Annotated in this window: 23 protein-coding genes; 8 read left to right on the forward strand and 15 right to left on the reverse strand. The window is 65.4% G+C overall.

Annotated elements, in window-relative coordinates:
- Window positions 1-5: 5 nt before the first annotated feature.
- Window positions 6-380 (forward strand): avidin/streptavidin family protein, encoded by a 375-nt coding sequence (locus tag ABZX86_RS28555; protein WP_355127749.1) that lies wholly within the window; start codon window positions 6-8, stop codon window positions 378-380.
- Window positions 381-391: 11 nt separating this feature from the next.
- Here ABZX86_RS28555 and narI read toward each other — a convergent pair whose 3' ends face one another.
- The 6 genes from narI to ABZX86_RS28585 form a co-directional block, all read right to left on the reverse strand.
- Complete coding sequence (narI, locus tag ABZX86_RS28560; RefSeq protein ID WP_355127750.1) at window positions 392-1,126, reverse strand: respiratory nitrate reductase subunit gamma; 735 nt, start codon at window positions 1,124-1,126, stop codon at window positions 392-394.
- On the reverse strand, window positions 1,123-1,761 hold the full coding sequence (gene narJ, locus ABZX86_RS28565) for a nitrate reductase molybdenum cofactor assembly chaperone (protein WP_355127751.1): 639 nt from the start codon (window positions 1,759-1,761) through the stop codon (window positions 1,123-1,125). Before narJ ends, narI begins: the two co-directional genes overlap by 4 nt.
- Window positions 1,758-3,422, reverse strand: a complete 1,665-nt coding sequence (gene narH, locus ABZX86_RS28570) for a nitrate reductase subunit beta (protein WP_355127752.1) — start codon at window positions 3,420-3,422, stop codon at window positions 1,758-1,760. The genes narJ and narH overlap by 4 nt, the downstream gene beginning before the upstream one ends.
- On the reverse strand, window positions 3,419-7,105 hold the full coding sequence (locus tag ABZX86_RS28575) for a nitrate reductase subunit alpha (protein WP_355127753.1): 3,687 nt from the start codon (window positions 7,103-7,105) through the stop codon (window positions 3,419-3,421). The genes narH and ABZX86_RS28575 overlap by 4 nt, the downstream gene beginning before the upstream one ends.
- A gap of 134 nt (window positions 7,106-7,239) precedes the next feature.
- Window positions 7,240-7,809, reverse strand: a complete 570-nt coding sequence (locus ABZX86_RS28580) for a DUF308 domain-containing protein (RefSeq protein WP_355127754.1) — start codon at window positions 7,807-7,809, stop codon at window positions 7,240-7,242.
- A gap of 99 nt (window positions 7,810-7,908) precedes the next feature.
- Complete coding sequence (locus tag ABZX86_RS28585; protein WP_355127755.1) at window positions 7,909-8,823, reverse strand: LysR family transcriptional regulator; 915 nt, start codon at window positions 8,821-8,823, stop codon at window positions 7,909-7,911.
- Between the two features lie 92 nt (window positions 8,824-8,915).
- On the opposite strand from ABZX86_RS28585, the gene mqo reads away from it, so the two are divergent.
- Window positions 8,916-10,400 (forward strand): malate dehydrogenase (quinone), encoded by a 1,485-nt coding sequence (mqo, locus tag ABZX86_RS28590; protein WP_355127756.1) that lies wholly within the window; start codon window positions 8,916-8,918, stop codon window positions 10,398-10,400.
- Window positions 10,401-10,503: 103 nt separating this feature from the next.
- On the opposite strand, the gene ABZX86_RS28595 is transcribed toward mqo, so the two are convergent.
- Window positions 10,504-11,955, reverse strand: coding sequence for an amidase (locus ABZX86_RS28595; protein WP_355127757.1), 1,452 nt, complete (start codon window positions 11,953-11,955; stop codon window positions 10,504-10,506).
- Between the two features lie 81 nt (window positions 11,956-12,036).
- Between ABZX86_RS28595 and ABZX86_RS28600 the strand changes: the two genes are divergently transcribed.
- On the forward strand, window positions 12,037-12,603 hold the full coding sequence (locus ABZX86_RS28600) for a dihydrofolate reductase family protein (RefSeq protein ID WP_355127758.1): 567 nt from the start codon (window positions 12,037-12,039) through the stop codon (window positions 12,601-12,603).
- Window positions 12,604-12,608: 5 nt separating this feature from the next.
- On the opposite strand, the gene ABZX86_RS28605 is transcribed toward ABZX86_RS28600, so the two are convergent.
- A complete protein-coding gene (locus ABZX86_RS28605; protein ID WP_355127759.1) occupies window positions 12,609-13,028 on the reverse strand; it encodes a DUF4440 domain-containing protein in 420 nt (139 codons plus the stop codon).
- 43 nt (window positions 13,029-13,071) lie between these two features.
- Complete coding sequence (locus ABZX86_RS28610) at window positions 13,072-13,800, reverse strand: TioE family transcriptional regulator (protein ID WP_355127760.1); 729 nt, start codon at window positions 13,798-13,800, stop codon at window positions 13,072-13,074.
- Between the two features lie 81 nt (window positions 13,801-13,881).
- Here ABZX86_RS28610 and ABZX86_RS28615 point away from each other — a divergent pair, with 81 nt between their 5' ends.
- A complete protein-coding gene (locus ABZX86_RS28615) occupies window positions 13,882-15,051 on the forward strand; it encodes an erythromycin esterase family protein (protein ID WP_355127761.1) in 1,170 nt (389 codons plus the stop codon).
- Here ABZX86_RS28615 and ABZX86_RS28620 read toward each other — a convergent pair.
- Both ABZX86_RS28620 and ABZX86_RS28625 read right to left on the reverse strand, forming a co-directional pair.
- Entirely contained in the window at window positions 15,014-15,658 is a 645-nt protein-coding gene (locus ABZX86_RS28620; RefSeq protein ID WP_355127762.1) for a 1,4-alpha-glucan branching protein, read from the reverse strand. The genes ABZX86_RS28615 and ABZX86_RS28620 overlap by 38 nt on opposite strands.
- A gap of 68 nt (window positions 15,659-15,726) precedes the next feature.
- On the reverse strand, window positions 15,727-16,863 hold the full coding sequence (locus ABZX86_RS28625; protein WP_355127763.1) for an epoxide hydrolase family protein: 1,137 nt from the start codon (window positions 16,861-16,863) through the stop codon (window positions 15,727-15,729).
- A 138-nt stretch (window positions 16,864-17,001) separates the two neighbouring features.
- Between ABZX86_RS28625 and ABZX86_RS28630 the strand changes: the two genes are divergently transcribed.
- Window positions 17,002-18,315, forward strand: a complete 1,314-nt coding sequence (locus ABZX86_RS28630; RefSeq protein ID WP_355127764.1) for a cytochrome P450 — start codon at window positions 17,002-17,004, stop codon at window positions 18,313-18,315.
- A gap of 6 nt (window positions 18,316-18,321) precedes the next feature.
- Here the strand turns inward: ABZX86_RS28630 and ABZX86_RS28635 are convergent, their stop codons facing one another.
- A complete protein-coding gene (locus ABZX86_RS28635) occupies window positions 18,322-18,720 on the reverse strand; it encodes a MerR family transcriptional regulator (RefSeq protein ID WP_355128288.1) in 399 nt (132 codons plus the stop codon).
- A 106-nt stretch (window positions 18,721-18,826) separates the two neighbouring features.
- Between ABZX86_RS28635 and ABZX86_RS28640 the strand changes: the two genes are divergently transcribed.
- Complete coding sequence (locus ABZX86_RS28640) at window positions 18,827-19,777, forward strand: MBL fold metallo-hydrolase (RefSeq protein ID WP_355127765.1); 951 nt, start codon at window positions 18,827-18,829, stop codon at window positions 19,775-19,777.
- 39 nt (window positions 19,778-19,816) lie between these two features.
- Here ABZX86_RS28640 and ABZX86_RS28645 read toward each other — a convergent pair whose 3' ends face one another.
- Entirely contained in the window at window positions 19,817-20,200 is a 384-nt protein-coding gene (locus tag ABZX86_RS28645) for a hypothetical protein (RefSeq protein ID WP_355127766.1), read from the reverse strand.
- Between the two features lie 183 nt (window positions 20,201-20,383).
- On the reverse strand, window positions 20,384-20,872 hold the full coding sequence (locus tag ABZX86_RS28650) for a DUF4232 domain-containing protein (protein ID WP_355127767.1): 489 nt from the start codon (window positions 20,870-20,872) through the stop codon (window positions 20,384-20,386).
- Between the two features lie 269 nt (window positions 20,873-21,141).
- Here ABZX86_RS28650 and ABZX86_RS28655 point away from each other — a divergent pair, with 269 nt between their 5' ends.
- Both ABZX86_RS28655 and ABZX86_RS28660 read left to right on the forward strand, forming a co-directional pair.
- A complete protein-coding gene (locus tag ABZX86_RS28655) occupies window positions 21,142-24,126 on the forward strand; it encodes an alpha/beta hydrolase (protein WP_355127768.1) in 2,985 nt (994 codons plus the stop codon).
- A gap of 19 nt (window positions 24,127-24,145) precedes the next feature.
- Complete coding sequence (locus tag ABZX86_RS28660) at window positions 24,146-24,592, forward strand: YbaB/EbfC family nucleoid-associated protein (RefSeq protein ID WP_355127769.1); 447 nt, start codon at window positions 24,146-24,148, stop codon at window positions 24,590-24,592.
- Window positions 24,593-24,681: 89 nt separating this feature from the next.
- On the opposite strand, the gene ABZX86_RS28665 is transcribed toward ABZX86_RS28660, so the two are convergent.
- A complete protein-coding gene (locus ABZX86_RS28665) occupies window positions 24,682-26,349 on the reverse strand; it encodes a hypothetical protein (protein ID WP_355127770.1) in 1,668 nt (555 codons plus the stop codon).
- Window positions 26,350-26,503 lie beyond the last annotated feature (154 nt).

The raw sequence follows: 26,503 nt of genomic DNA on the forward strand, positions 1-26,503 counted from the left end.
CTGTGATGGATTTGCACTGGAATGGCTCCTGGGTCAATGAGTACGGATCGCGATTGACGATCACCGATGATGCGGACGGGCGGCTGACCGGCACCTTCGAGACGGCATTGGGCGACAGCGCCTTCGCCGCCTCCGCGGTGCCCATCATCGGCCTGCACCGCGGCCCGTGCGCGCAGTTCTCGTTCGTGGCGGCGGGTGATATCGCGAGCATCTGCTCGTTCACCGGGCTGCTGCGGGAGGAGAAGTTGCACGCCGCCTGGCATGTGGTCTCCGACGAGGCGATCAAACCGCCCTATCCGGGAGCAGAGCCCAAGCTGATGGCTCTGCCCTGGGCGCACGCGGTACTGACCAATAGCGATACCTTCACTCGCACAAGCTGATCCAGCGAGTACTACTGGACCCGCTCCCAGCCACGCGGCGGGCGCTGGGTGCCGAGGGAGTCGTCACGGCTGCGGTAGACGATGTACGGGCGGGTCAGGTAGCCGATCGGTGCGGAGAACACGTGCACCAGGCGGCTGAAGGGCCAGAAGGCGAACAGTGCGCAGGCGCAGAGCGCGTGCAGCTGGAAACCCAGTGGTGCTGAGACCATGAGCTCCGGCTTCGGCTGGAAGTAGAAGATGGAGCGGAACCAGGGCGCGATGTCTTCCCGGTAATTGTGCGCGTGCCCGGTCAGATTCCCGTACAGCGTCGCACCGAGGCCGAGCGCCAGCGTAAGACCCAGCAGGACGTACATCATTTTGTCGTTGCGGGTGGTCGCCGAGAACACCGGGCCGACGGTCCGCCGCCGATAGATCAGGATGAGCAGCCCGGCGACGGTGGCCACCCCCGCGATCGCACCGAGGCTGAATGACGCCGCGTGATACATGCTTTCGCTGATCCCGACGGCATCGGTCCACGACTCCGGAATCACCAGGCCGATGACATGCCCGAGAAAGACGAAGATGATCCCGTAGTGGAACAGCGGACTGCCGAGCCGCAGCAGCCGGTTCTCGTAGATCTGCGAGGAGCGCGTGGTCCAGCCGAATTTGTCGTAGCGATACCGCCAGATCAGGCCGACCACGCAGATCGCCAGTGCGGCATAGGGAACCGCCACCCACAGCAGCACGTCCTCGGCACTGAGCGTCATCGGCGCGCTCCGATCACCTGCGGCATGTAGGTCGGCGGCGCGAACGGTTCCAGGCCGACATCCTCACCGGGCGGTCCGGCCGCGACAAGCCGTGCGATGGCATCGTGTTCATCGCCGCGCAGGGCGGGCAAGGTCGCCGACAGTGATTCCAGAACACCCGTCCACGGCGACTGCGCGTCACGCAGGGCAAGGCGCATCACCTCGATTCCCGCGCGGTGATCCTCGAGCAGCTGCTGCCCCGGCTCCGGATACGCGGCAGCGAATTCCAGCACCACGCACAGATGGTCGGACAGCTCGCCGTCATCGAGCACCAGTCCGGACGCGCGATACAGCTGCTTGAACTTCAGCAGCGCCATCCCCCGCTTGCGAGTGTCCCCGTACAGAAACCACGTCAGATACGGGCTGAACCGCTTGCGATGATCGAACGTCTCGACGTATTCGGTTGCCAGCGTGAGCGGTTGGCTGCGTTCGAGATGATTCAACAGCGGTTGCAACGGTGCACCGACTGCCTCCGGCAGCGCCGAGGCGGTCCGGCACAGCAGCGACAGCGAATCCAGCAGCCGCTCATCGGGATATCCGAGCAGCATCGATTGCACCTGCCACGCTCCGGAACGTACAGAATCCGTCAGCTTCATTTGCGATGCCTTCCGCCGTTGGTCTGTGGCATGAGCCCGTCCGGGGCTCCGCGGCCGTCCCAATTGAGAAGATTGACGCGTCCGGATCCTTCGATCGCCGCCCCGGTATCGGCGGTCTGGCGTTCCTGCAGCATGCGGAAGTTCTCCACCGCAACGGGAGTCAGGGGGCCGGAGCTCTCGCCGAACGGGCCCGAACCGGTCATGCCGGGGCCGCCGTCGTAGTCGAGGCTGCAGTCGGTGGCCAATTCCTCCAGGCCGTGCGCCTGTTCGGCGTGCGCGGGAGGAATGACGTAGCGGTCCTCGTATTTGGCGAGCGCCAGCAGGCGGTACATGTCGTAGAGGTCTTCTTCGCTCATGCCGACCTTGGCGGCGATCTCCGGGCGCGCCTCGCGGCCCAGATTCAGATCGCGCATATAGCTGCGCATGGCGGCCAGCCGGCGCAGCACGGCGTCCACCGGTGCCGGATCGCCGGCGCTGAACAGTTCCGCCAGATATTCGATCGGGATGCGCAGCGCCTCGATGGCGGCGAACAGGTTTCCGTGATCCTCCGCATCGTGTCCGGTATCGCGCAGGGAATCGACGACCGGTGAGAGCGGTGGGATGTACCAGACCATCGGCACCGTGCGGTATTCCGGATGCAGCGGCAGTGCCACGCGGTATTTGCGGATGAGCGCGTATACCGGCGAATTCTGTGCCGCCTGGACCCAATCGCGTGGGATGCCCGCCCGCTCGCAGGCGGTTATGACATCGGGATCGAACGGGTCCAGGAAAGCATCCCGCTGTGCCGCGTACAGATCCTTCTCGTTCGGGGTCGCCGCTACCTCTGACACGGTATCGGCGTCGTAGAGCATCAGGCCGATATACCGCAGCCGTCCCACGCAGGTCTCCGCGCACACCGTCGGCAGTCCGACCTCCAGCCGCGGGAAACAGAACGTACATTTCTCGGCCTTGCCGGTGCGGTGATTGAAGAACACTTTCTTGTACGGGCACCCGGATACGCACATGCGCCAGCCCCGGCACTTGTCCTGATCCACCAGCACGATGCCGTCCTCGGCGCGCTTGTAGATCGCGCCGGACGGGCACGAGGCCGCGCACGCAGGATTCAGGCAGTGCTCGCAGATACGCGGCAGATAGAACATGAAGGTGCGGTCGAATTCGAACTTCACCTTGTCGCCGACCTGCTTGAGCAGCGGATCACCCTGGGTGAGTTCCGGTGCGCCACCGAGATTGTCGTCCCAGTTGGCCGACCAGGTGATCTTGGTGTCCTGCCCGGTGATCAGCGATTTCGGCCGCGCCACCGGCGTGTGCTTCTGCACCGGCGCGGTGGTGAGCGTTTCGTAGTCGTAGGTCCACGGCTCGTAGTAGTCCGACAGCTCCGGCAGGATCGGATTGTCGAAGATGGTGAACAGCTTGCGCATCCGCCCGCCGCCACGCAGTTTCAGCCGGCCCTTGCGATCGAGCGACCACCCGCCGCGCCACCGCGCCTGATCCTCGTAGGTGCGCGGATACCCCTGTCCCGGACGGGTTTCCACATTGTTGAACCAGACGTACTCGACACCTGCACGATTGGTCCACGTCTGCTTGCAGGTGACCGAACAGGTGTGACAGCCGATGCACTTGTCGAGGTTCATCACCATCGCCATCTGCGCCATGGGTTTCATCGGTATTCGACCTCCTGGCTGCGACGGCGGATGACCGTCACCTCATCGCGCTGATTACCGGTCGGGCCGAGATAGTTGAAGGCGAAGGAGAGTTGGGCGTAACCGCCGATGAGGTGGGTGGGCTTGATGAGCAGGCGGGTCAGCGAATTGTGGATGCCGCCGCGTTTGCCGGAGGCCTCCGCGAGCGGAACGTCGATGAGGCGGTCCTGGGCGTGGTGCATGTAGACCGTGCCCTCGGGCATGCGATAGGAGACCACCGCGCGAGCCACGACCACACCGTTGCGGTTCACGGCCTCGATCCACTCGTTGTCCGCGATACCGAGTTTCGCGGCATCGAGATTCGACATCCAGATGGTGGGGCCGCCTCGGGACAGGCTGAGCATGAACAGGTTGTCCTGATACTCGGAATGGATGGACCACTTCGAATGCGGCGTGAGATACCGCAGCGTCAGGCCCTGCGCGCCGTGCTCGCCCAGCCGCGGTTCGGCGAACAGCGCGGTCATATTGAGCGGCGGCCGGTAGACCGGCAACTGCTCGCCGACCTCCTCCATCCAGTCGTGGTCGAGATAGAAGTGCTGGCGACCGGTAAGGGTGTGCCAGGGCTTGTTTCGCTCCACATTCACCGTGAACGGCGAGTAGCGGCGGCCACCGGATTCCGAACCGGACCACTCCGGGGAGGTGATCACCGGGACCGGCGCGACCTGGGTATCGGCGAAGGTGATCTGCTTGCCCTCGTGCTCGGCGGACAGATCCGCCAGCGCGGTGCCGGTGCGCTTCTCCAGGGTGCGGAAACCCTGGGTTGCCAAGTGCCCGTTGGTGGTTCCCGACAGCGCCAGAATCGCCTCACAGGCGTCGATATCGCGGACCAGCGAGGGCCGCCCGTCGGCCGGTCCGCCGCGCACGAGGCCGTTCTTACGGCCGAGATATTCGATTTCGCGCTCGACCTGATAGGTGATGCCCTTGGTCGTGGCGCCGAGCTTGTCGAGCAGCGGCCCGATGGCGCTCATCTTGGCGTGCACGGCCGGGTAGTCGCGTTCGACCACCGTCAGGCGCGGCATGGTGACGCCCGGAATCGGTTCGCACTCACCGGTTTTCCAGTCGCGGACCACACCGTGCGGGTTGGCCATCTCATCCGGTGTGTCGTGCAGTAGCGGAGTCGCGACCAGGTCCTTGCGCACGCCCAGATGTCTGCGCGCCAGCTTGCTGAACTCCGCGCCGATGGTCATGAACGCTTCCCAGTCCGTGCGGGTCTGCCAGGGCGGCGCGATAGCCGGGCTGAAGGAGTGCACGAACGGGTGCATATCGGTGGAGGACAGATCGTGCTTCTCGTACCAGGTGGCGGCGGGCAGCACGACATCGGAGAAAATGGTGGTGCTCGTCATCCGAAAGTCCAGTGTCAGAAGCAGATCCAGCTTCCCGGTGGGGGCTTCCTCGTGCCAGACGATGTCCTTGGGCCGTGCCTCCGGTGGCGCCTCCTCCGCGCGTAATGAGGAATCCGCGCCCAGGAGATGTTTGAGGAAATACTCATTGCCCTTGGCCGAAGAACCCAGCAGGTTCGACCGCCAGATGGTCAGCAGCCGCGGGAAGTTGCGCGGCTCGTCTGGATCCTCGCAGGCGAACCGCAGCTGCCCCGATTTGAGTTGCGACACAATATGATCCGCGGGCGCTATCCCGGACGCCTCGGCCTCGTCCACCAGATCGAGTGGATTGCGATCGAAGGTCGGGAAGGACGGCATCCAGCCCATCCGCGCGGTCTGTGCGATGAGGTCGGCGGTGGAGCGGCCCGTGAATCGCCCGGCGCCATTGGTGCTCGTGAGCGTATCCGCACTGAACGGGTCGTACCGGAACTGATCGGTGTACAGATACCAGTAGGCGGTCTGAATCATCTGCCGCGGCGGGCGCGTCCAGTCCAGCGCATTGGCGACCTGCGCCCAGCCGGTCACCGGCCGGCACTTCTCCTGGCCGACGTAATGCGCCCAGCCGCCGCCGTTCACGCCCTGGCAGCCGGTGAGGGTCGTCAGCGCCAGGAAGGTCCGGTAGATGGTGTCGGAGTGGAACCAATGATTGGTGCCCGCACCGAGAATGATCATGGAGCGGCCGTTCGACTCCTCCGCATTGGCGGCGAATTCGCGGCCGATGCGCGCGGCCACCTCGGCGGGAACACCGGTGATGGTCTCCTGCCAAGCGGGTGTGCCCGGCTGCGTCGCATCTTCGTATCCGGTCGGCCACTCCCCCGGCATTCCGGGGCGATGCACCCCGTACTGCGCCAGCATCAGATCCAGGACCGTGGTGACCAGATGCCCGCCGACGATCCGGGTGGGCACACCGCGCACCAGATCGGCGGCCGAACCGTCGCCGGTATCGAACCTGGGCAGTGTCACCTGCACCGCGTCCTGCCCCTCCATGGACAGCATCGGCTGCACGTCTTCCAGCTGCAGATTCCACTTCCCGAGACCCTCGTCGCCGTAGCGGAAGCCCAGGGAACCATTGGGCACCAACGGTTTTCCCTCGCCGTCCAGCAGCACCGTCTTGAATTCCGCATTCGCCTCGCTCGCGAATTCCGGGAGATCGGCGGCGGTGAGGAACTTGCCGGGGCGGTATCCGTTGTCGGTCTGCTCCAGTCGCACCAGGAACGGCAGATCGGTGTAGCGGCGCACGTACTGCTGGAAGTAGGGCACCTGCCGATCGACGAAGAACTCGCGCAGGATCACATGGCCCATGGCGAAACCCAGAGCGCCGTCGGTGCCCGGATGCGGGGCCAGCCATTCATCGGCGAACTTCACATTGTCGGCATAGTCCGGGGCGATGGAGATGACCTTCTGACCGCGATAGCGCGCCTCGGCCATCCAGTGCGCGTCCGGGGTACGAGTAACCGGGACATTCGAGCCCCACATGATGAGATAGCCTGCGTCCCACCAGTCTCCGGACTCCGGGACATCGGTCTGGTCGCCGAATACCTGTGGTGAGGCCACGGGCAGGTCGGCATAGAAATCGTAGAACGAGAGCATCGCGCCGCCGATGAGCGAGATGAACCGGGAGCCGGCCGCGAAGGACGCCATCGACATGGCGGGAATCGGTGAGAACCCGGCAATGCGATCGGGTCCGTACGCCTTGATGGTGTGCACATGCGCGGCGGCAATGAGTTCCACCGCCTCGTCCCAGCTCGCGCGGACCAGACCGCCGCGCCCGCGCAGGCTCTTGTAGCGGCGCGATTGTTCCGGGTCCGACACTATCGATTCCCACGCCAGCACGGGATCTCCGGTGCGCCGCTTGGCTTCCCGGTACATCTCCAGCAGCACCCCGCGAATGTAGGGATAGCGCACCCGGGTCGGCGAATAGGTGTACCAGGAGAAGGCCGCACCGCGCGGGCAGCCGCGGGGTTCGTACTCGGGGCGGTCGGGGCCGGTGCTGGGATAGTCGGTGGCCTGGGTTTCCCAGGTGATGATGCCGTCCTTGACGAACACCTTCCACGAACACGAGCCGGTGCAATTCACGCCGTGCGTGGAGCGCACCACTTTGTCGTGGGACCAGCGGTCACGATAGAAATCGTCGGCTTGGCGTCCGCCGGTGCGGTATTCACTGCGCAGATCCGGTGATATGTCCGCCCGGGTGAAAAACCGTCTCGCCTTGATCAGCGCCTCGGTCAGCTCCCCGTCGAGCACAGTGCCGTTCTTACGCGCCATCCGCCCTGCCTCTCACCGTGACCGGGCGGCGTCTCGTCGCACGATCTCCTCGAGCACACGAATAGCCGAACCGTACCGGCAAATATTTGGCAATTGGGGAATTCGGGAAGTGTCGCAGTGCCGGGTGAATGTCGTCAGGCGGTCTGCGCCATACCGGTGCGCTCCCACCGCGCGGCGGTCGACATCTCGGTGATGCCGAGGGCGATGGTGAACAATCCGACCGCCACCGACAGCGAAGTGGTCGACTGGAAGGGCCCGACCGCGACCACGGCGCCCACCACCGTCGTGCACAGCCCGAAGATCTCCTGCCAGCCCGAACCCGTGAACTCGTCCGACCAGGCCGCGACGAGCGCCTGCACGATGCCGCGGATCATCCAGCCCATGCCGATCCACAAGGCCAGCAACAGCACCCACTGCCCGCTGTTGATGCACCACAGGGCGAACAACAGTGCCGTCAGGCCGCCGAAGAACTCCAGCACCTTCAGGGGCGTCGCGATATTTGCACCGAATGCCACGATGAACTGCGCGCCGCCGGTGGCCAGCAGGACCAGTCCGCACAGGATGCCCTCGACCGTCACGGACTTGTTCGGCCAGACCGCCAGGGTGAGTCCCACCAGCACCGAACACGCGCCCACGACCAGCAGTGCCTGCCAAGCCCAGTCGGCAAACACCGCGGTACGCCCCTCGATCCGATTGGTGGGCATAGATCGATGATATGACCGATTAGTCCAGATGATCGGAGGATGGCGTATCCCGCACGTCTGCACGGCATGCCGGGCGGGTCAGCTGAATCGCCACATTGTTCAGGATGCGGCCTTGTCGATGTGGGCCATGGCATGCGTCGCGAGATAGTCGTGCAGGCGCGCGACGGCGGGGGTCGGCCGATGGTTTCCGGCGACCAGGCCGATACCGCGGTCGCGCGGACCGGCGAGCGCTATGCGATGCAGGTCAGGGTGCGGGATCTCGGGTTCGGGCAGCAGGGCGACGCCGAGGCCGTGTGCGACGAAGGCGCGCAGGGTATCGAATTCGGTGATCTCGAACGGCACGCGTGGAATGAATCCGGCCTCGGCGCACCAGGAGTCGAGGAGGTGGCGCAGATGGTAGGTGGGCGGGTTGGCGATGAAGGATTCTTCGGCCAGGTCGCCGAGGTCGATCGCGTCCCGATCGGCAAGGCGGTGCGTGCGGGCGACATAGAGGTGAATGCGCTGGTGGCCCAGCACCGTTGCGGGTAGGTCGGCCGGCGCGGGGATCATCACCGCGAGGTCCAGTTGCCCTGCCCTGACCTGGGCGGCAAGCGCTTCTCCATGAGCTTGCACCAGGTGCAAGCGGATTCGCGGTGCACTGCTGTGGAAGTCGGCGAGCAGTGAGGGGATGCTGACCGGACCCAGGGTGAGTGGGAAGCCGAAGCGTACGAGGCCGCTGTCCGGATCGGCATTGCTGCGCACCACACTTACCGCGTCGTCGAGTGCGCCGACCAGATGCCGGGTGCGCTCGAACAGTTCACGACCTGCCGGAGTGAGCGTGACACCGCGGCCCACCGGCTGGAACAGCTGCACGCCCAGCGTCTTCTCGACGCTCTTCAAGCGGCGGCTCAGCGACGATTGCGGGATGCCCAGAACCTGTGCGGCGCGTGTGATGTGACCCTCACCGGCGGCTGCGTCGAAGGCGGCGAGCAGTGGCACCAGCGCCTCGACCTCGGCCGACAGATATCCATCCATATTCGGATGATAAGCGCCCGAAATCGACATTGGACGGATGAGACGGTGCGGCGTGACGATGTCTTCAGGACCACAGACCAGGAGGCAGTCGTATGGAAGGCGTGCGCGAGGCAGCGGAATCCACCGCAGCGGCAGCGGTATTCGATGTGGTTCTCATCGGGGGCGGCATTATGTCGGCGACGCTGGGCGCACTGCTCGCGAAGGTGCGGCCGGAGTGGTCGACGGTCATGTTCGAGCGCCTCGACGAGGTCGCCGCCGAGAGCTCGAATGCGTGGAACAACGCGGGGACCGGGCATTCGGGGTTGTGCGAACTGAACTACATGCCCGATCCCGGCGAGTCCGCGAAGTCCGAACAGATCGGGCAGGCGTTCCAGCTGTCGCGGCAGTTCTGGGCATCGCTGGTCGCGGACGGCGATATTGCGGATCCGGCTTCGTTCGTCAATTCCACACCGCATATGGATGTCGTCTTCGGTGAGTGCGATATCGCCTATCTGCGAACGCGATTCGAGACACTGCGGGACCTGCCATTGTTCTCGGCAATGCGGTACAGCCAGGATCCCGAGGTCATCGCCGAATGGGCGCCGCTGCTGATGGCCGGGCGTGACCGTGCGGAAGCGGTCGCAGCCACTCGATACGAGGGCGGTACCGATGTCGACTTCGGTGCTTTGACGCGGGCACTGGTGGAATCCATGACCGCTGCGGGCGCGCAGGTACGGACGCGGCACGAAGTGACCGGACTGCATCGAGACTTCGACGGACTCTGGACCGTCACCGGCCGGGATCGGAATACCAAGCGGCGCTTCACTGTCCGCGCGCGGTTCGTGTTCGTCGGGGCGGGTGGATACGCGCTGAAGCTGTTGCAGAAGGCGCGGATTCCCGAGGTCGAGGGCTATGCGGTGTTCCCCTTCGGAGCCCAGTTCCTGCGTACCGACAATCCCGAAATCGTCGAGCAGCACGATGCGAAGGTCTACAGCCAAGCCGCACTCGGCGCACCGCCCATGTCGGTACCGCATCTCGACAAACGGGTGGTCGACGGCCGCGAATCGCTATTGTTCGGTCCCTACGCGACATTCAGCACACGGCTGCTCAAACACGGTCGGCTCGTCGATCTGTTCACGACCCTGCGGCTGCGCAATATCGGCGTACTACTCGCGGTCGGAGTGCAGAATCTCGCGCTTGTCGGTTATCTGATCGGGCAGCTGTTGTCGACGCGCCGCAGGAAATTCGCACAGCTGCAACGGTTCTACCCCGCCGCTGATCCTGCCGACTGGTATCCGGTGCAGGCCGGTCAGCGTGCGCAGTTGGTCAAACCGGATCCCGGCAAGATCGGAATTCTGACCTTCGGCACCGAATTGGTGACCGGGGCGGACGGAACGATCGCGGGCCTGCTGGGTGCTTCTCCCGGTGCGTCGACGGCCCCGGCGATCATGATCGAGCTACTGAACCGATGCTTCTCCGAGCAGCAACTGGCGTGGGAGCCGGCACTGCGGAAGATGATGCCCGCCATCGACTCCGATCAGCATTCGGTCGACGACTATCTGACTCGAACAGGTGAAATCCTCGGACTGGCAACGTAATCCGCTGGACTGTTCCCGATGCTCCACGGGCAGACCGAGGAGCATCGGGAACAGCGTGCGCCGGGCACGGCCGGCGCCCTGAGCTTCGCCGAGACGACGCGACCTACTCCGGTGCTACGAAGCCGCCGATCTCCCGCTCGAGCAGTTCGGCCAGCCGCAGCGGCGTGCGGTCCTCCAGCATCGGGCCGATGAGCTGCACGCCCACCGGCAGGCCCTCGGGTGACCGGCCCGCGGGGATGACGGTGGCGGGAAGTCCGGGCATTGTCACCAGGCCCGCCCAGACGAGCTGATCGCCGAACGGGTATGCGGCGCCGTCGATGTCGAGCCGTCGCTCCACGAAGTTGGGGTTGTGGTCGTGCGGGAACGCCGGCGTCGGCGTGATCGGGGTGACCACGACATCGAATTCGGCGAACAGCTGCCGCCAGCCGTGGCGGTGGCGCTCGCGCCGATCGTTGGCAGCGATCCAATCGCGATAGCTGAATGCAGCACCACGCAACCGTGCCGCATCGAGACTCCGGTCGTCCGGGCCCACTGCGGCGGCGAAGGTCCGCATCAGTTCGTACCGGTCCTCGGGGAAGCCGGCGGCGAGGGTCGCCAGCAGCAACTCGGTGTAAAGCGTTGCGGCTTCGGTCAGGTCGGGAAGTAGCGGACTGTGCCGTTCGACGCGAGCGCCCGCGGCGACAAGCGTGTCAGCGACCTTGTTCACGGCCGCCCGCACCGCGGACCCGGTCGGAATGAGCGGATGCTCCTCCAGAATCAGGACGCGGAAATCACCGAGCCGCTCGTGGCGCGCGGCCGGCAGCGCCAAGTCGTATCCGACGCCCAGTGTCAGTGGATCCGGTCCGGCCATCACGTCCAGCAGCAGGGCGAGATCGCGGGCGGTGCGTGCCATCGGGCCGACGACGGAGAGGTCGCGGTCGGACGGCAGTGCCGGTGCGGGCGGCGGGACATGCCCGCGCGTCGGCACCAGGCCGTAGGTCGGCTTGTGGGCGTACACCCCGCAGAAGTGCGCGGGCGTGCGCAGCGAACCGCCGATATCGGACCCGATGGACAGCGCCCCGAACCCCGCCGCCAGCGCCGCGGCGGAACCACCGGACGATCCGCCCGGGGTCCGCCCGAGATCCCACGGATTATTGGTGGTCCCGTAGATCTCGTTGTAGCTCTGCAGATCCCCCAGCATGATCGGCACATTGGTCTTCCCGAGCACCACCGCACCCGCGGCCTTCAACCGCGAAACCTGTACCGCATCCTCCTGCGGCACAAAGTCCCGCTGCTCCGGCACACCCCAGGTGGTCGGCAACCCGGCAACGTTATAGGACTCTTTGACCGTCACCGGAATCCCCAGCAGTGCGCCGTGCTCCCCTCGCCCGCGCGCCACATCAGCCTCGCGCGCGGCCTCCCGCGCCCGATCGAAATCCGGCACGCACACCGCATTGATCGCCTTGTCGTCCCGCTCGATACGAGCAATCGCCTCCTCGGTCAATTCCACCGAGGAAACCTCACCCGCCCGCAATGCCGCCGAAAGCTCTTCGGCCGACTGAAAACTCCACTCCATCGGACCGACCCTACCGGCGATTCGACCGACAACAGTAGGCAGACAGCGATGAGTTTTGTCCCCCGGTGCAGTCTGATCTGTATGGGCAAACTCATCTATGGCTTCAATGTGTCGGTGGACGGGTACATCGCCGATGCACAGGGCAATATCGACTGGTCCGAACCGAGCGAAGAGCTTCACCAGTACTGGAACGACTTCGAGCGGGAGACCGCCCTGTCGTTCTACGGGCGGCGGGTCTACGAACTGATGTCCGCATACTGGCCGACCGCTGACAAGGCTCCGGACGCCACCTCGCTGATCGTCGACTTCGCCAGCATCTGGCGCGATATGCCCAAGGTCGTGTTCTCACGCACCCTGGAGTCGGTCGACTGGAACTCCCGTCTGGAGCGCGGCGACCCGGTCGAGGTGGTGCGGAAACTGAAAGCCGAAACCGACGGCAGGCTGGAGGTGGCCGGCGCGACGCTGGCCGCACCGATCGTGCAGGCCGGGCTGGTGGACGAGTTCCGGATCGTGGTCGCGCCCACCGCCGTGGGCGGCGGCACCCCGTTCTTCCCGAGCCTGCCGTCCTGGATATCGCTGCGACTGTTGGAGAACCGGACCTTCCCGGGCGGCACGGTCCTGCTGCGCTACGAGGTGAAACACGATTGACACCGCTAATCGGTGACGACTGTTCCCTGGTGGTAGAGGATCGTCCAGTCGTCTGCGGTGCGCTGCCAGACGGTCAGCCGCCGGGTCAGTCGATCCGTTTGTTCGAGGGTGTACGTGAGTAGGTAGGTGTTCGGGGCGATCTCGCGTAGTTGGAAGTCGCTGGTCTTCCACGAGTCGGGCTCGCCCTGATCCTGCGCTGTATCGAGTTGCCGCTGTTCGAGAGTGGCCCAGACGAATTCCCTGCTGTAGCGCCGGCCGGAGGCGCCGGTTTCCCAGAAGTCCGGTGCCGTCGAGCGTTCGAAATCGGCCCGCGTGGTGTCGAATTCGGGACGGTGGAAGATCGGTTCACGGCGTTCCAGTTCGACGAGAACAGGCTGCAGGTGGTCGGCGGTGCGGCGATCGGGTTCGGGTGTCGAGTGCTCCACGATGAGCATTTTGCCAATCGCCGAGCGGCGGGGTCGGCCGCGGCTAGAACTCCTGCCGCGACTCACCACGATTGAGCAGGGGCAGGTAGGTGCTGAGGTGGGTGGATGCGGTGAGCATGGCGAGGCCGCGGGCTGTGAGCTTGGCTTGCCAGTCGGTCATCGACGCGGCGAGTGCGGCTGTGCCGCCGGCGGTTCGGATCTGGTGGACCACGGTGGATATATGCGCCAGGGGGTAGCCGCCGCGCCTGAGGAGGTGGGTGAGTTCGGCGTCGCGGAGGTCGGTGGCGTCGAAAATGCGGTATCCGGTGGCGGGATCTCTTGCCGGGGTGAGGATTCCGGCGTCCTCCCATTTTCGCAAGGTTGCCGGAGTCACACGGAGTCGATGGGCGAGTTCGCCGATGGTTCGGGCGCTGTCGGCTACCGGGCGCCCCGGGGCGGACTCCGTTGTCAGATGATCGATTGCGCTGCGAACCGTGGCGAGGGTTTCCCGGTCTCGGAGCAATTGATTGTGGCCGTGGTCGATGGCCGTGAGGGCGGTGTCGAGTTTGTTGTTGTGGAGTGCGGTCATGATCTGACCGGCGGCCGAGTGGCCGTAGGCCGGGATGAGTGCGAGGTAGGTGCGCAGGGCCGCGGCATGCGCCTCGGTGTAGATCCGGTAGCCGGTGGGCGTGCGGGCAGCGGGTGGGATGCAGCCGTCCTGCTCGTAGTTGCGGACCGCCTGGGTCGAGATCCCGTGCTCTCGGGCGAGGTCAGCTGGTCGCAGGGTAGACATCGATTTGAGACTTTACCTGTCGAATACCTGAGTCAGTCGAACAAAGTATCAACCGTTCTTTCAACGATACGATTGAGGCTCATGAGTCAGCATATTCAGGACTTCGTCACATCATCATCGGAGCTTTTGGCGCTGGGTGAACCGACCCATCAGGTACCGGCCTTCGGCTGGGTCCGCAACGAACTGTTCGTTCAGCTGGTCGAGCTCGGGTTTCGATCCATCGGCTTGGAGACTGATCGGGTAGCGGCTCTGGCCGTGAACGACTTCGTCCAGAACGGCCTCGGCGATCTCGATACCGTGATGCGCGAAGGGTTTTCGCACGACTTCGGCGCACTGGAGACGAACAGGCAGCTGGTTGCCTGGATGCGTGAATACAACCGGAGTCGCACTCCTGCAGCACATTTGACCTTCTACGGCATCGATGCGCAGACCGAGAACACCAGCGCGCCCAGCCCGCGCCGATATCTCGAATACGCCCGCGACTACCTGGGACTCGACATCGATATCGCGAGCGCCGCAGGCGACGATGAGCAATGGGGCCGCGAGGAGGCGATCCTGGACCCGGAGATGTCGATGGGCGAATCGGAAGCGGCCGGGCGACTGCGATCGATTGCCGACGACCTCGTCGACGCACTGTACGAATGCGCCCCACAGCGAATCGCGGCAACCTCGCGGACCGAATGGCAAAGGGCGGAAACATATCTCGCCGCCGGTATCGGATTGCTGCGCTATCACAGGGTCGCAGCACAGCGCCGCGAACTCAATGAGCGAATCGCCCTACTACTCGGCGCCCGTGATGTGATCATGGCGCAGAACCTGCTCGCCATCCGGCGCATCGAATCCCGTCGCGGCCCGACACTGGTCTTCGCGAACAATACGCACCTGCAGCGGAATCCCAGCCACTTCAGCCGGGCGGACAGCGATATCACCTGGACCGGCGCCGGCTCGATCGCAAGCTCGCTGATGGGTGACCAGTACTCGTTCATTGCGGGCAGCCTGGGTCGACACGATCACTTCGGGCTTCACGAGCCGGAACCCGATACCTCCGAAGCCTTTCTGGACAACCGCATCAGCACTTGGGGCCTGATCGCGAGCAGTGCGGTTGCCGCCGCCCGGAGCCGGACCGACACCACCCCGCAGCAGGGCTATTTCCCGCTCGACGCGGCGACCCTCGACGGCGCCGATGCGGTCCTGCACATCAGCGACGGCGCGGCTATCCGGCCTGAGTCGATACGAACACCCCGCGGCTGATCTCACCGTCGGGGGACGACCACGGTGCTTCGACCCATGCGTAGAGGTCAGCGGGCAACTCGTCGCCGAGAATTCGATGGAGCCGAAGCGCCGGCACCTCGGTTCCGGCCGGGGTGATATCGGTCCAGCGTGCCGCGTCCAGCACCGAGCTGCCGCCGAATCCCGCTGCCGGAACCGGGATTTCAGCTGCCCGGACCGTGACCGTGGGGTCGGGGGTATCGCTCTCGCTCTGGGCTTGCGGCTGCGCCTGGGCGGCCAGCAGGCGGACGATCTGCTCGACGAACACCGGATCGCGTGTGGCGTCGTAGAGCCAGCGGGTGCCGAGCACGCCGTGCTCGGAGGTACCGATCAAAGCGTCGGCCGCATCGGGCAGCGGTGCGCCGCGATAGGTCATCGGGACCAGATAGGTCACCGGCCGCGCACCCGAACTGTCACTCACGACCATGACTTCGATGCCGACCGCGCCGGCCGGATCGTCGAGCCGGAACCCGCCGGCCTTGGCGAGCCGCGGCTGCGAACCGCCCGTGTACCAGGCGCGAGTCGGCAGCCACGCCGCCAGCAGCTCCAATTTGCCGGGGACCATGGTGGTGCGATGAACGATAGCCATGGCCCCAGACTCTCAGATCCGGGTGTACAAATGTGGGCAGCGCGGCGAACGCCCAGCCCACAGACGGATCAGCGGAGTTTGCGGAAGAAGTCGCGGAGGTCGGCGGTCAGCAGATCCGGGGTCTCCATGGCGGCGAAGTGTCCCCCGCGATCGAATTCGGACCAGTGCACGACGGTGTTCCGCTGCTCCGCGAGACCACGAATGGTGTTGTTGCCGGGGAAGACCGCGACACCGGTCGGCACTCCGGAATTCGATACTTCTGCGCCCCACTGCTTCGATTCCTTGTACAGGTACATCGACGATCCGATGGTGTTGGTGAACCACAGCACCGAGATATTCGTCAGCAGCATGTCGCGGTCGATCGCCGCATCGGGCGTGGCCTTGGCCGGATTGCTGAAGGTATTGACCACATCCAGAACCCACGCGAGCAAACCCGCCGGAGAATCAGCGACAGCGGGCGCCAGGGTCTGCGGGCGCGTGGCCTGAATGCCCGCATAACCGGACGTCTCCTTGCTACTCCAATCCGCCATCGCCGCAAGCTTCTCCTGATCGCTCGCACTGAACCCGGATCCGTCATCACCCCAGGCCGGGATGGTGATCGGATCGTTGAGATGCACGCCCGCAACATGCGCAGCATCGATCCGGCCCAGCTCCGGCACGATGAACGACCCGGCATCTCCCCCCTGCGCGCCATAACGGTCATACCCCAACCCCGCCATGAGTTTCATAATCAACTCAGCACTTCGCTCCGTCGCAGCCTCGCCGGGCTGATGGGTCGGCCCCGAGAAGCCGAACCCCGGCAGCGTCGGAATCACCAGGTGGAACGCATCTTCCGACACTCCCCCATACGCACGAGGATCCGTCAGCGATCCGATCACCTCACTGAAATCCTGAAACGGCCACCCGTGCACCAGAACCAACGGCAGCGCACCGGGCTCAGTCGACCGAATATGCAAGAAGTGCATCCGCTGCCCGTCGATCTCAGTGACGAACTGCGGGTACCGATTCCACGCCGCTTCATGCGCCCGCCAGTCGTATTCGCTACCCCAGTACTCAGCGAGCTCCCGCACATATCCGGTCGGGATGCCGTAACTCCAGCCCACTCCCGGCAATTCCGAAGGCCAGCGAGTCGCAGCGAGGCGGCCATTGAGATCGTCGATAGCGGCGGCCGGGATATCGATGCGGAAGGGCTCGAAATTGGTCATGGCTCAACGGTAGAAGCCAACTAGGCCAAAGTAGGTCCTAGTTCAGCGGCGACCTCGAGACACTGCCGGAGTACCAGCCGGGCGTTCTACGCTGGGGTGAGGCTGCCGCATCGATGCGGCTCGCGTGAAGGGATCGTTGTGACCAACGCATATCCACCAGGCCCTCGATTGCCGGTCATCGTTCAGACGCTGCTGTATGCGAAGTGGCGGGGTGTGCTGCTCGGGCGGGCGGCTCGGCGTTATGGCGATGTGTTCACGCTGCATCTGGTTGCGCCGTATGCGGAGAATCTGGTGGTGTTCTCGCGGCCTGAGCATATTCGGGAGATCTTCGCCGGCGACCCGGCGGATCTGCATGCGGGGGAAGGCAATCGGCTGCTTGTGCACATTATGGGCGAGCATTCGCTGCTGCTCACCGATGAGGATGAGCATGCGCGGGCCCGGCGCTTGCTCATGCCCGCCTTCGCCGGATCCTCGCTGCGCGGGTATCGGACCATGGTGGAAGCCATTGCGAAAACGCATCTCGACCGCTGGGCGAGCGGGTCGACAGTGCACACGCTCGACCGTATGAACGAGCTGACACTCGATGTCATCATGCAGGTGGTGTTCGGCATGACCGATGAGCGCCGCCGTCAGCAGTTGGCGCCGCGGCTGCGGCGCATTGTGAACGTGAACCCGATCGTCTTCTTCGGCTGGAAGTATCCGCAGCTGCAGGGCTTCGGGCCCTGGAAGAGCTTCCGCGCCAATCAGAGCGCCATGAACGAACTGCTCTACAGCGAGATCGCCCAGCGGCGCGCCCATCCCGACCTCGATCAGCGTGCCGATGTGCTCTCCCGTCTGCTCGCCTTCGGCTCCGGTGAGAATCCTTCCGACGCCGCACTGTCCGATGCGGAACTGCGCGACCAGCTCATCACGCTACTGCTCGCGGGGCACGAGACCACGGCTTCGGCGCTGTCCTGGGCCTGCCATGAACTCGCAGCGCATCCCGATATTCAGGACACCGCGCGCGCCGCCGCACACGAGGGCGATGAGAAGTATCTGGAGGCGGTGCTCAAGGAATCCATGCGCCTGCGCACCGTCATCGCCGCCACCGGTCGCAGGCTCACTCGCGATATGACGATCGGTGGTTGGGACCTGCCGCGCGGCACCGTTGTCTCGACGTCGATTCTGCTGGCGCACAAGCGGGCCGACAGCTTCCCGGATGCGACCGACTTCCGGCCCGAGCGCTTCCTCGACGGTTCGGTGGCCGCGAATACCTGGCTGCCGTTCGGTGGCGGCGTGCGCCGCTGCATCGGCGCGGGGTTCTCACTGATGGAGGGCACCGCGGTACTGCGTGAACTGCTGACCCACTACCGGTTGTCACTGCCTGCCGGGACCACGGACGAGCAGTCCCGAATTCGCAATATCACCCACGTACCAGCCCACGGCGCACCCGTGGTGGCCACCACGCTGTGAGCTGAATCAGCGCAACGGCCGGCGTCTGCGATTCGCCCGGCTGAAGTCCGAGCATTCGGCGCATTCGGCCACAACCCCGTGCCGGCAGTCGGCGAGGTGTTGCAGGAAGCGATCCGTCGCCCGCAGCAGGACGATCTGCTCCTGGATCTCGGCGCGTTTCTCCGCGATCAAGGTCAGCCGCTCGTCGTGGGCACCGACGCCGAGCTGCCGAATCTGACCGAGCGACAGCCCGGTTCGCTGCAACTTCAGAATCAACCGGGCCACGTCGAGAATATTCTCGTCATAGCTGCGATGTCCCGAGGGACTGCGCGACGGCTGCAGCAGGCCGACCGATTCCCAATGCCGCAGCACATGCGCCTCGATGCCGAGGGCGGCCGCGGCATCCCCGATCTTCATATCCTGCATGGTGCTCACGATTGCCCCTTTACTTCATGTCGACCTTAAGTTTTAGCCTTCCACCGAGCCCGGCGCCACACCAGTCCGCCGGGCAGGGTGAACGGAGAGCGAGAACATGTCCGATCCAGTACACGGCCCGAGTTTCTTCGAATGCTGCGCTGCGGCAACCGGCCTGCTGCGGGGCGCGGTGCGACCGCGACCGGTCGACGAGCGATTCCTGCGGTCCCTCACCGATGCGGGTCTGCCCACTCCGCGCCGCACCGTGCGGGTGACCGCGCTGGCCCAGGCCCCGCGTGTGGTGCCGACCGCCATGGTCGTCGAGGGAACCTTCGCGCCCCGGCGCATCACCAACTCGCTGACCTCGTTCATCGTGCAGCATCCGGAGGCGACCTTCGTCGTCGATCCGAGTGTTTGCCTCGACGCGGAAGACCGCGCGATCGCACAATTGCCCGCCGCACTGCGCGGCGTGGTCCGCCCGCCCGCCGAGACCCTCGCGACGATTACCGCCCTGGGCCTCGAACCCGCTCTTCCTGCACCGGAATTCGCGCTACCCACCCATGCGCACTGGGATCACGTCTGCGGACTGCTCGATATGCCCGGCTTGCCGATCCACATGCACCGGCCCGAACGCGAGTGGGTCAGCAGCGGACCCATCGCCCCCGTCGGCGGCGTGCGCGACTCCCTGCTGGATCGTCCGGTCATCGAATACGACCTCGACGGCCCGCCCGTCCTGACCTTCACCCGCAGCCGAGACCTGTTCGGCGACGGGAGCATTGTGCTGGTCGACCTGGCAGGCCACACCCCCGGCAGCATCGGTGTACTCGCCCACACCCAGCGCGGCTGGATCCTGCTCGCGGGCGACGCCGCCTGGCACACGCTGCAAATCGACAAGATCCGTCAGAAGTCCAGCTTCCCAGGCAATTTCGTCGACACCGACCGCGAGGAAACCTTCAAAACGCTGCACCGCCTGCACCTGGCCAAGCATTTCGCCACCGTCATACCCACCCACGATCACGAAGCGACCCGGCAACTGGCCACCGAATCGATTCAGCCGTCACCGAATTGACAGCGACTACTGCTGTCGCCGCGTGAATCACGTTCGCAGTCACCTCTCTCTGCCCCAACACCGGTAGCCTCGCTCGATCTCAGCCAGGTACTGGCTCAGGTCGAAGCGGACTTCCTCAACGACCCGGTCGCCGGCGCCGGGGTACATCAGATCGTTCCAGAGGACAGTCTGGCCTCGGAGTTTGACCCGGACTTCGACTCCCGAGGAGCCGCTGGACGCTTCACCCTGCTCAGTTACCTGTGCGATCCGGGCCTGCTCAGTCGGATAGAGCGGTCCTCCCGGCCTGAGTAGCCGGCGCGGGTGGCCGCCGACCGCGCCGCTGTTGCTGCGGGCGATGAAGTCGAGGCCATCAACAAAGAGGTACGTATGCACGGCGCTGCAAATCGGTGGTCCGGAGCAGACGCTGATCAGCAACGTGCTCACGGAGGGGCAACCTGAACGACCAGTCAGGGTGGCGCGTACCACGCGCGGAGACCTACGAGGCATACGACCTTGGTGACGTCATGGAGCCTGATCTTAGATGCGCTCTGGCCATCCCGTCTGCGGCCGGTGCTGCAGATAGACCTCCCATCCGAACCACCCCGAAGCGGTCGGCCGTTGATCACGCTACTGCGCTGCGGTCACCGGGTGAATCTGTAATCGGCAGGTGTCGATTCGCGCGGCGACCGTCACGGTGTCGGTGGTATTCGGCGGAGTGACAAGCAGATCGGTGTACGTGGGGCACTGATTCCCCGAGTCGTCGAAGGCCACGCCTTCGACCACGGCCTGCGCGCCGTGCGTGCGGTCGAGAACGATCACCGGGTTAGTGTCCTGGCCGGAGGGCAGCCCGCCCAGGTAGCCGCGCGGTGTCCGCTCGGCGTGCAGCAGTGGGCCACCGCTGCCGGAATCGGCACCCGGATATCCACTCAGCGTGCAGGGCGGGCTGGCGTCGACCACCGAGAAACTCAGTCGCACGCCCCGATGCCCCATCCCCGGTGACATGACCGTGCCGCCGACGATCACCTGACCCGCACCACAGGGCGCGGGCGATTGCGACGTCTGTGCCGGCGCATTGTCGGCTGGCTCCCCGGTTCCCGCCGCAACCGATGTCCTCACCGCGGATGCGGTGGCAGCCGGTGTGGCGACAGCGGAAACCTGCTGCCCGGAATCACCAGTACCGCTTGCACAGCCCGTGAGCCCCGCAACCGCGCAACAGGTCACGATTCCTGCGAATAGAGCTGTCGTCGTGCTCATGTATCCACCCCTCGAGTGAGCAACTCAGCGATACCTATAGTTTCGCGCGGCATCGGCTCGGCGTTGCACCCTGGGCGACTTCCATCGGGGGTACACCGTCTCCCAACTATGGGAAGGGCGCCCGGGCTCGGGTGAATGAAGATTTATCCATGGCGCTGCCCGGCAATTTCCCGCTGGCGCTGGCCGAGGCGGTGCTCGGTCCACGACCGGAGGGCCGACCCGACAAAATGCGCCGCCTCGGCGACACCTGGTCCAGTAGCGCCGACACCCTGCGCACCGTAGCGGACTCCTACACCCAACTGGCCACGGCACTTCGGTCTTCGGGTAGCGGCGCCACCATCGACCAGCTCGCCGCGAGCTATGAATCGTGCGCCGCCGACACCACCCGGACCGCCGACGCCTGCGACAGTTTCGCCGAGCAAACCTACGACGGCGCCAATTCCATTGATCTGGGTCAGCTGACCTGGGACGGCATGGCCGTCGTCACCGTCGCCCAATTGATCGCCGACGCAATGCTTCTCAATGCCGGCGCCGTCAAAGCCGTGGCCGATCGAGCCGCCGCGCGGGAAGGCTGGCGACGCTTCCTGGTGCAACTGCTCGATCGCCTGAGCGGCGCCGGGGTCACCTTCACGGTGACGCGGCGCGGCCTGCTCATGGCCGCCGCCGCACAGGGCGCGGGCGTGAACACGCTCGTCGCCACCGGTGCACAACTGGTTCAGGAGGCGCAGGGACACCGTAGCCACCTCGACGGCCAGTCGATTGTCACCGCAGCCGTGAGCGGTGGTTTCGGCGGACTCGGGGGCGCGGCTCTGGCCCATGCGGTGGCTCCCGCGCTCAGCCGATTCATGTTGCAGCGCTTCAGCACACCGGCGCGCGCCACGATCGGCTCCACCCTGCTGCTGGGCGGTCTCGGCGGAGTGGGCGGCGCCGTCACCGGATCGCTCGCCTCGGCCGTGGTGACCGGGATCTACACCGGGCATCTGCCCTCGTTGTTCGACCGCGAGTTCCTTTCCGGCATGGCCGGCGGATTGATCGGAGGCGCACTCGGCGGCACCGCGCATGCCGTCCACGCCGGCTTCACCCCGAGGGCGCACGAGAGTCCCGAAGTCCGCGCTCTCGCTGAACCCGAACATGCATTCGGCAAGGTACCCGGCGGAACGCATCCCCTCGGCGTCGAACCACCCATACGCGGGCGATTCGATCAGCCGATGGCGCACACACCCGATCCGGAGACGCGAGTGCCTGATGATGCTGTGGAACAGCATGATTCGGGCGATATCCGCGCTGTTGACCCGCATCCACCGGCCCCCTTGGGTCCGGACGTGATCGAGCGCTTGCAACTGCTGCACGACCGCACGGTGACGATGCAGGCGGCAACAATGCACTACTTCCGTGCAGGCAGATCGCCCCGGACGGAACTGATCGAGGATGCGCAAAGCCGAATCAATCAGGAGATGGAGCGTTTACGCAGTACCGGCACAGTGATCAGGGATGTCCCGATCATCGCGGGCCCGGACAATACGCTGGCACTCAAGTGGCTGTTCGAACCGAAACAGGCCTATCCGCATGTGGTCGGGCTGGCTCGCACTGCCCTGGCTGCCTCGATCGTCGAGCGCGGCCAAATCGGCCCATGGTCGGATCGAGCCCAGGAAACATTGCGCGCCGCCCACCGGATGCTCTCCGACGCCGCGGCAATACTGGACCCAGCCCATCCCGGCGACCTTTTCGACCTGACCACCCTGGCGGCGGCAATCACCTGGACCGATCAGGACCCGAGCCATCAACTGGTCGACCCGGACGGCCCGGACGGCATCCCGCGTCCGTCCGCCGAACTGCTCGCCTCTATCGATCCGGGAGAAACCGCATCCCCCCACTGGTCAGATATCGCGGATCACACGCAGTTGCGCGCCATTCATGCCTCGATCGAGTCGCGGCGCGAAGCATCGGAGGTCAGCGTGCGGGGATATCGCGCCGCACTGGACGAACTTCCCGATTCCGTTGCCCGCCAACTTCCAGAACCGAAGGAGACCACGGACCTCGGGTATTACTCGACACTGCATGCCACGCAGATGCCCGATGGGCGCAGAGTGGATATTCGCATACTCGGCGACCCACACGGGTATCCCCTCGTACTCTCACCGGGCACCCCGGTCGGTGTCGATGGCCTGCTGCCGAACGCAAATATTCTGGCCGACAGGGGATTTGCCCTCATCGTGGTGGAGCGCCCCGGCTACGGCAACTCGACCCCCCTACCGGGGCGATCAGTCTCGGACTGCGCCCGCGATATCAGCTACGTCATGACCGAATTGCTGGCCGTCGACAAATACGGCGCCATCGGCCGGTCCGGCGGTGGAATGGTGACATACGCACTCGGCAGCCTGGACCCCGAGCATTGCGAGCGAGTCGTCACCGTCGGCGGAACGGCGCCTGTCCCGGGCGATCTGCAGAAATGGATTTCCGGAATGGGCGAGTCCAACCGTCTCGCGTATACGAGACCACAGGGTGGCGAGAACTCCGAGCTTTCCGTGGCCGAACGCCGCGCCGCGCTCGCCCAGCGGGGGCTCGAGACTGTTCGGAAGATGTCCCACGACACGGCCGGAGACGGTGGATCATTGATCCGTACGAACGCGGATTCGTATGCCCGCAATGATTATCCCCCGCTGATGCAAGGGTTCGACGCATACGTCCGCGGATATGAGCGCGCTCTACGCGTCAATGAGCGCGCGTGGACCGACGACTCGGCCCAGCTGACAACGGCTTCGCATATCGACTTCACCAACTACCGAGTACCGGTCGATGTCGTCCAGGGACTCAATGATCCGTTCACGCCGCCCGCGCACGGAACCGTTCTGGCCGGTCTGGTTCGCACGGCGAGACTTCATCTGCTTCCAGAGGTCTCCCACATGATGGCCATGGATGTGACTCCTGTTGCTACGCAGTACTTTCGAGCCGAGCGGGACGCGTATCTCGCGCGCCCTCCCGCCACGGAATCCGCACACCTCCGCAATGCTGCCAAGACGGCGTCGGTTCAGATCGCCGAGTCACTGCCGCTCCCCCTGCCCGATTGGGCGTATCTGCTTGAAAACAATGATTTGCAAGGCTTTCTCAGTACATGAAATGAGGTGTGCGCTGCCGATGGACCGCTGGAAGAGGGAAAGCCTGCGCTCGGCCGACAACGGTCTGCGCGACCAGATCGAGGACACCGTGGACGCCTACGAGCGGCAGCAATCCGAACTCGCAGAGCTGTTCCATCACCTCGATACCGCACGGGTGCAGGCCGATTCGGCCGATAAGCTGGTCGAGATCGTCGCAGACGGCGCAGGCGAGATCGTCGAGGTGCGCCTGACCGCCGCAGCCATGCGAACCGCACCCGAGCGACTCGGCCGATCCATTGTCGAGGCCGCCCGCACTGCCACGCGGCTGGCGCAGCAGCAGACCGCCGCCCGTGCGGCCGCGATCACCGCGGGTCTCGAATCCCTGCCCGACCTGCCCGACCTCGCCTCGGAAGCGCCCAGCCTGCACGACATTCGAGCACTGTTCCGCCGCGATGGCGACCCGCCCTGCCCTGCCCCGGCATCCTGAAGCGCACTGCGTCCCGGGTCGGCTTCAGCGTTCCCGGGCCCGCAATCGGCGACGTCCGATCGGTGCGACCCACAGCCGTAGCAGATACCTCAGGGCGATCGCGAAGGCTCGGAAACAGCTGCGCACTCGACCAGCAAGCGATGCAGGACCTTTGCCGCGCGAGCGGGGGCCTTGTCCAGCTCGGCGGCGGCAAACGATGCGGCCAGGGCGGACATCGGATCGAATCCGGTGCTGGACGCTCCGAGTTGCCCGCGCCACCGCCGGTAGCCCGTGACCACGGTGGCCATATGGTCGGTGCTGCGGGCGCCACTTATTCGCAGATACTCGGCGATCAGCGTGCGCTGGGCGGTTCGGCGCGCCCGGCCGGCACCGGCCAGGTCCAGAATCCGGGCGAATTCGAGGACCACCGCGGTATGAATCGGGCGATCCCGAACAGCTGCGGCGCGGTCCGGGACGGCCGTAGCGCCCAGACGGCGACGGCTGATCGTGGCCTGATCGAGAATGATCCACGGACGCGGCTCCCTCGCCCCGGAGGTCGCCGGTTGCGGGACCCGGATCTCGATACCGTCCAGTGGCACCGGGTATTTGGCGAGCAATGAGTCCACGGCCGATGCAAGCTCCACTGCCGCGGGCTCGTCCATGCCGGAGGCTTCGAAACCGGAGAGCTCCAGTCGATGCCTGGCAGCCAGTTCACGGACGATCCCCAGCGCCTCGGCCTCCGCGCCGACAATCGGCGTCGGGCGGCCGAGGGCTTTCGCACGGCGTCGCGCCGACACGGATTTGACCGGTGGCCGGGCACGCGGCGGAGTGTCTTTCGGCGCCGAGATACGCGGCGGCCTGTTGCCTGCCGGTGCGTCGGACGCTGGACCGGGTTTGGACCACGGTGTGTCGACGGATGAACGCGACCAAGGCGTACCTTCGGGTGCGGCTACGTCGGACCGCACGGAGGTCGGCGGCGAGGGTGTGCAGGACCGCTCCGCGGGCATCCATGGTGACGCGGCAGGGACGCCGGATTGCGGGTCGACCTCGACGTTGGCCGAATCCGCAGGCGAATAGCCGGTTTTCGCATCATCCTCGGCGGGATCCCTGGACCTCGAATCCCAGGATCGGCCCGCATCGAGCGCGCCGGGGAAATCGGCCGAGGTGGCCGCGCCATGGGACGGGACGGGCGCTGGCAGATCAGGCCCGGCCACGGCACTGGGCTGCGACACGGCGCTGGGGCTGGACGTCGTCTCCGGCGAAGTCGATGCTGACGAAAGGTGCGGCACGCCTGCCTGTCTCGATCCGCCCTGCTGCTGCGACAGCGATGCCGGCTGCCGCAGTGACCGCGCTGCCGGTTCACTCCGGCCGGCGAAGGAGGTGGGAAGAACGCCGTTTGGAGTGCCAGAAAGTCCATTCGGAGTTTCCCGGCTCACGTTGGCCGCAAGGTCGACAGCTGCGGCCGCTTCCGGGTTCTGCAGCAGGGCAGCACTATCCGAGTCCTGGTTGTCGAACTCGTTTGCCACATTCGATACTTCGCTACCGAGTGCCCTCATACCGGATACAAGCGCGGTCAGATTGCGGATCCCCTGTTCCACGTCGGGCAGATAGTTCTTCGCGAAGGCTTTGCCGCCGGCATCGTTCCCCCAGCACGCACCTACCCGATCGACGGCGCCGGTCAGCTCGGCGAGAGCGGACGCGGCCTCATCCGCGAGCCACTGCAATTCCGGAAGCGACGCGCGGAGCGCGTTCGGATCCACGTCCAGGGGCTCGCTCATATCACCATGCGACCGACTGATCCCAGTCGATGACGATCTTGGTTCCGGCCACGGTCGCCACCCTTCAAGCTCCGGTCATGAGGCAGGCAGACTGCGCTCGGCGCCGAACAATACTGTCCGACAAGCCGGTTCATGCGAGCGCTGTTCCCAAGGC

Source organism: Nocardia sp. NPDC006630, assembly GCF_040611495.1.
Classification (GTDB): Bacteria; Actinomycetota; Actinomycetes; order Mycobacteriales; family Mycobacteriaceae; genus Nocardia.

Bases quoted from the DNA above. Each gene is read 5' to 3' on its own strand.
- ABZX86_RS28555 (WP_355127749.1), top strand. From the start codon at position 6: ATGGATTTGCACTGGAATGGCTCCTGGGTCAATGAGTACGGATCGCGA.
- narI (WP_355127750.1), bottom strand. From the start codon at position 1,126: ATGACGCTCAGTGCCGAGGACGTGCTGCTGTGGGTGGCGGTTCCCTAT.
- narJ (WP_355127751.1), bottom strand. From the start codon at position 1,761: ATGAAGCTGACGGATTCTGTACGTTCCGGAGCGTGGCAGGTGCAATCG.
- narH (WP_355127752.1), bottom strand. From the start codon at position 3,422: ATGAAACCCATGGCGCAGATGGCGATGGTGATGAACCTCGACAAGTGC.
- ABZX86_RS28575 (WP_355127753.1), bottom strand. From the start codon at position 7,105: ATGGCGCGTAAGAACGGCACTGTGCTCGACGGGGAGCTGACCGAGGCG.
- ABZX86_RS28580 (WP_355127754.1), bottom strand. From the start codon at position 7,809: ATGCCCACCAATCGGATCGAGGGGCGTACCGCGGTGTTTGCCGACTGG.
- ABZX86_RS28585 (WP_355127755.1), bottom strand. From the start codon at position 8,823: ATGGATGGATATCTGTCGGCCGAGGTCGAGGCGCTGGTGCCACTGCTC.
- mqo (WP_355127756.1), top strand. From the start codon at position 8,916: ATGGAAGGCGTGCGCGAGGCAGCGGAATCCACCGCAGCGGCAGCGGTA.
- ABZX86_RS28595 (WP_355127757.1), bottom strand. From the start codon at position 11,955: ATGGAGTGGAGTTTTCAGTCGGCCGAAGAGCTTTCGGCGGCATTGCGG.
- ABZX86_RS28600 (WP_355127758.1), top strand. From the start codon at position 12,037: ATGGGCAAACTCATCTATGGCTTCAATGTGTCGGTGGACGGGTACATC.
- ABZX86_RS28610 (WP_355127760.1), bottom strand. From the start codon at position 13,800: ATGTCTACCCTGCGACCAGCTGACCTCGCCCGAGAGCACGGGATCTCG.
- ABZX86_RS28615 (WP_355127761.1), top strand. From the start codon at position 13,882: ATGAGTCAGCATATTCAGGACTTCGTCACATCATCATCGGAGCTTTTG.
- ABZX86_RS28620 (WP_355127762.1), bottom strand. From the start codon at position 15,658: ATGGCTATCGTTCATCGCACCACCATGGTCCCCGGCAAATTGGAGCTG.
- ABZX86_RS28625 (WP_355127763.1), bottom strand. From the start codon at position 16,863: ATGACCAATTTCGAGCCCTTCCGCATCGATATCCCGGCCGCCGCTATC.
- ABZX86_RS28635 (WP_355128288.1), bottom strand. From the start codon at position 18,720: ATGCAGGATATGAAGATCGGGGATGCCGCGGCCGCCCTCGGCATCGAG.
- ABZX86_RS28640 (WP_355127765.1), top strand. From the start codon at position 18,827: ATGTCCGATCCAGTACACGGCCCGAGTTTCTTCGAATGCTGCGCTGCG.
- ABZX86_RS28660 (WP_355127769.1), top strand. From the start codon at position 24,146: ATGGACCGCTGGAAGAGGGAAAGCCTGCGCTCGGCCGACAACGGTCTG.
- ABZX86_RS28665 (WP_355127770.1), bottom strand. From the start codon at position 26,349: ATGAGCGAGCCCCTGGACGTGGATCCGAACGCGCTCCGCGCGTCGCTT.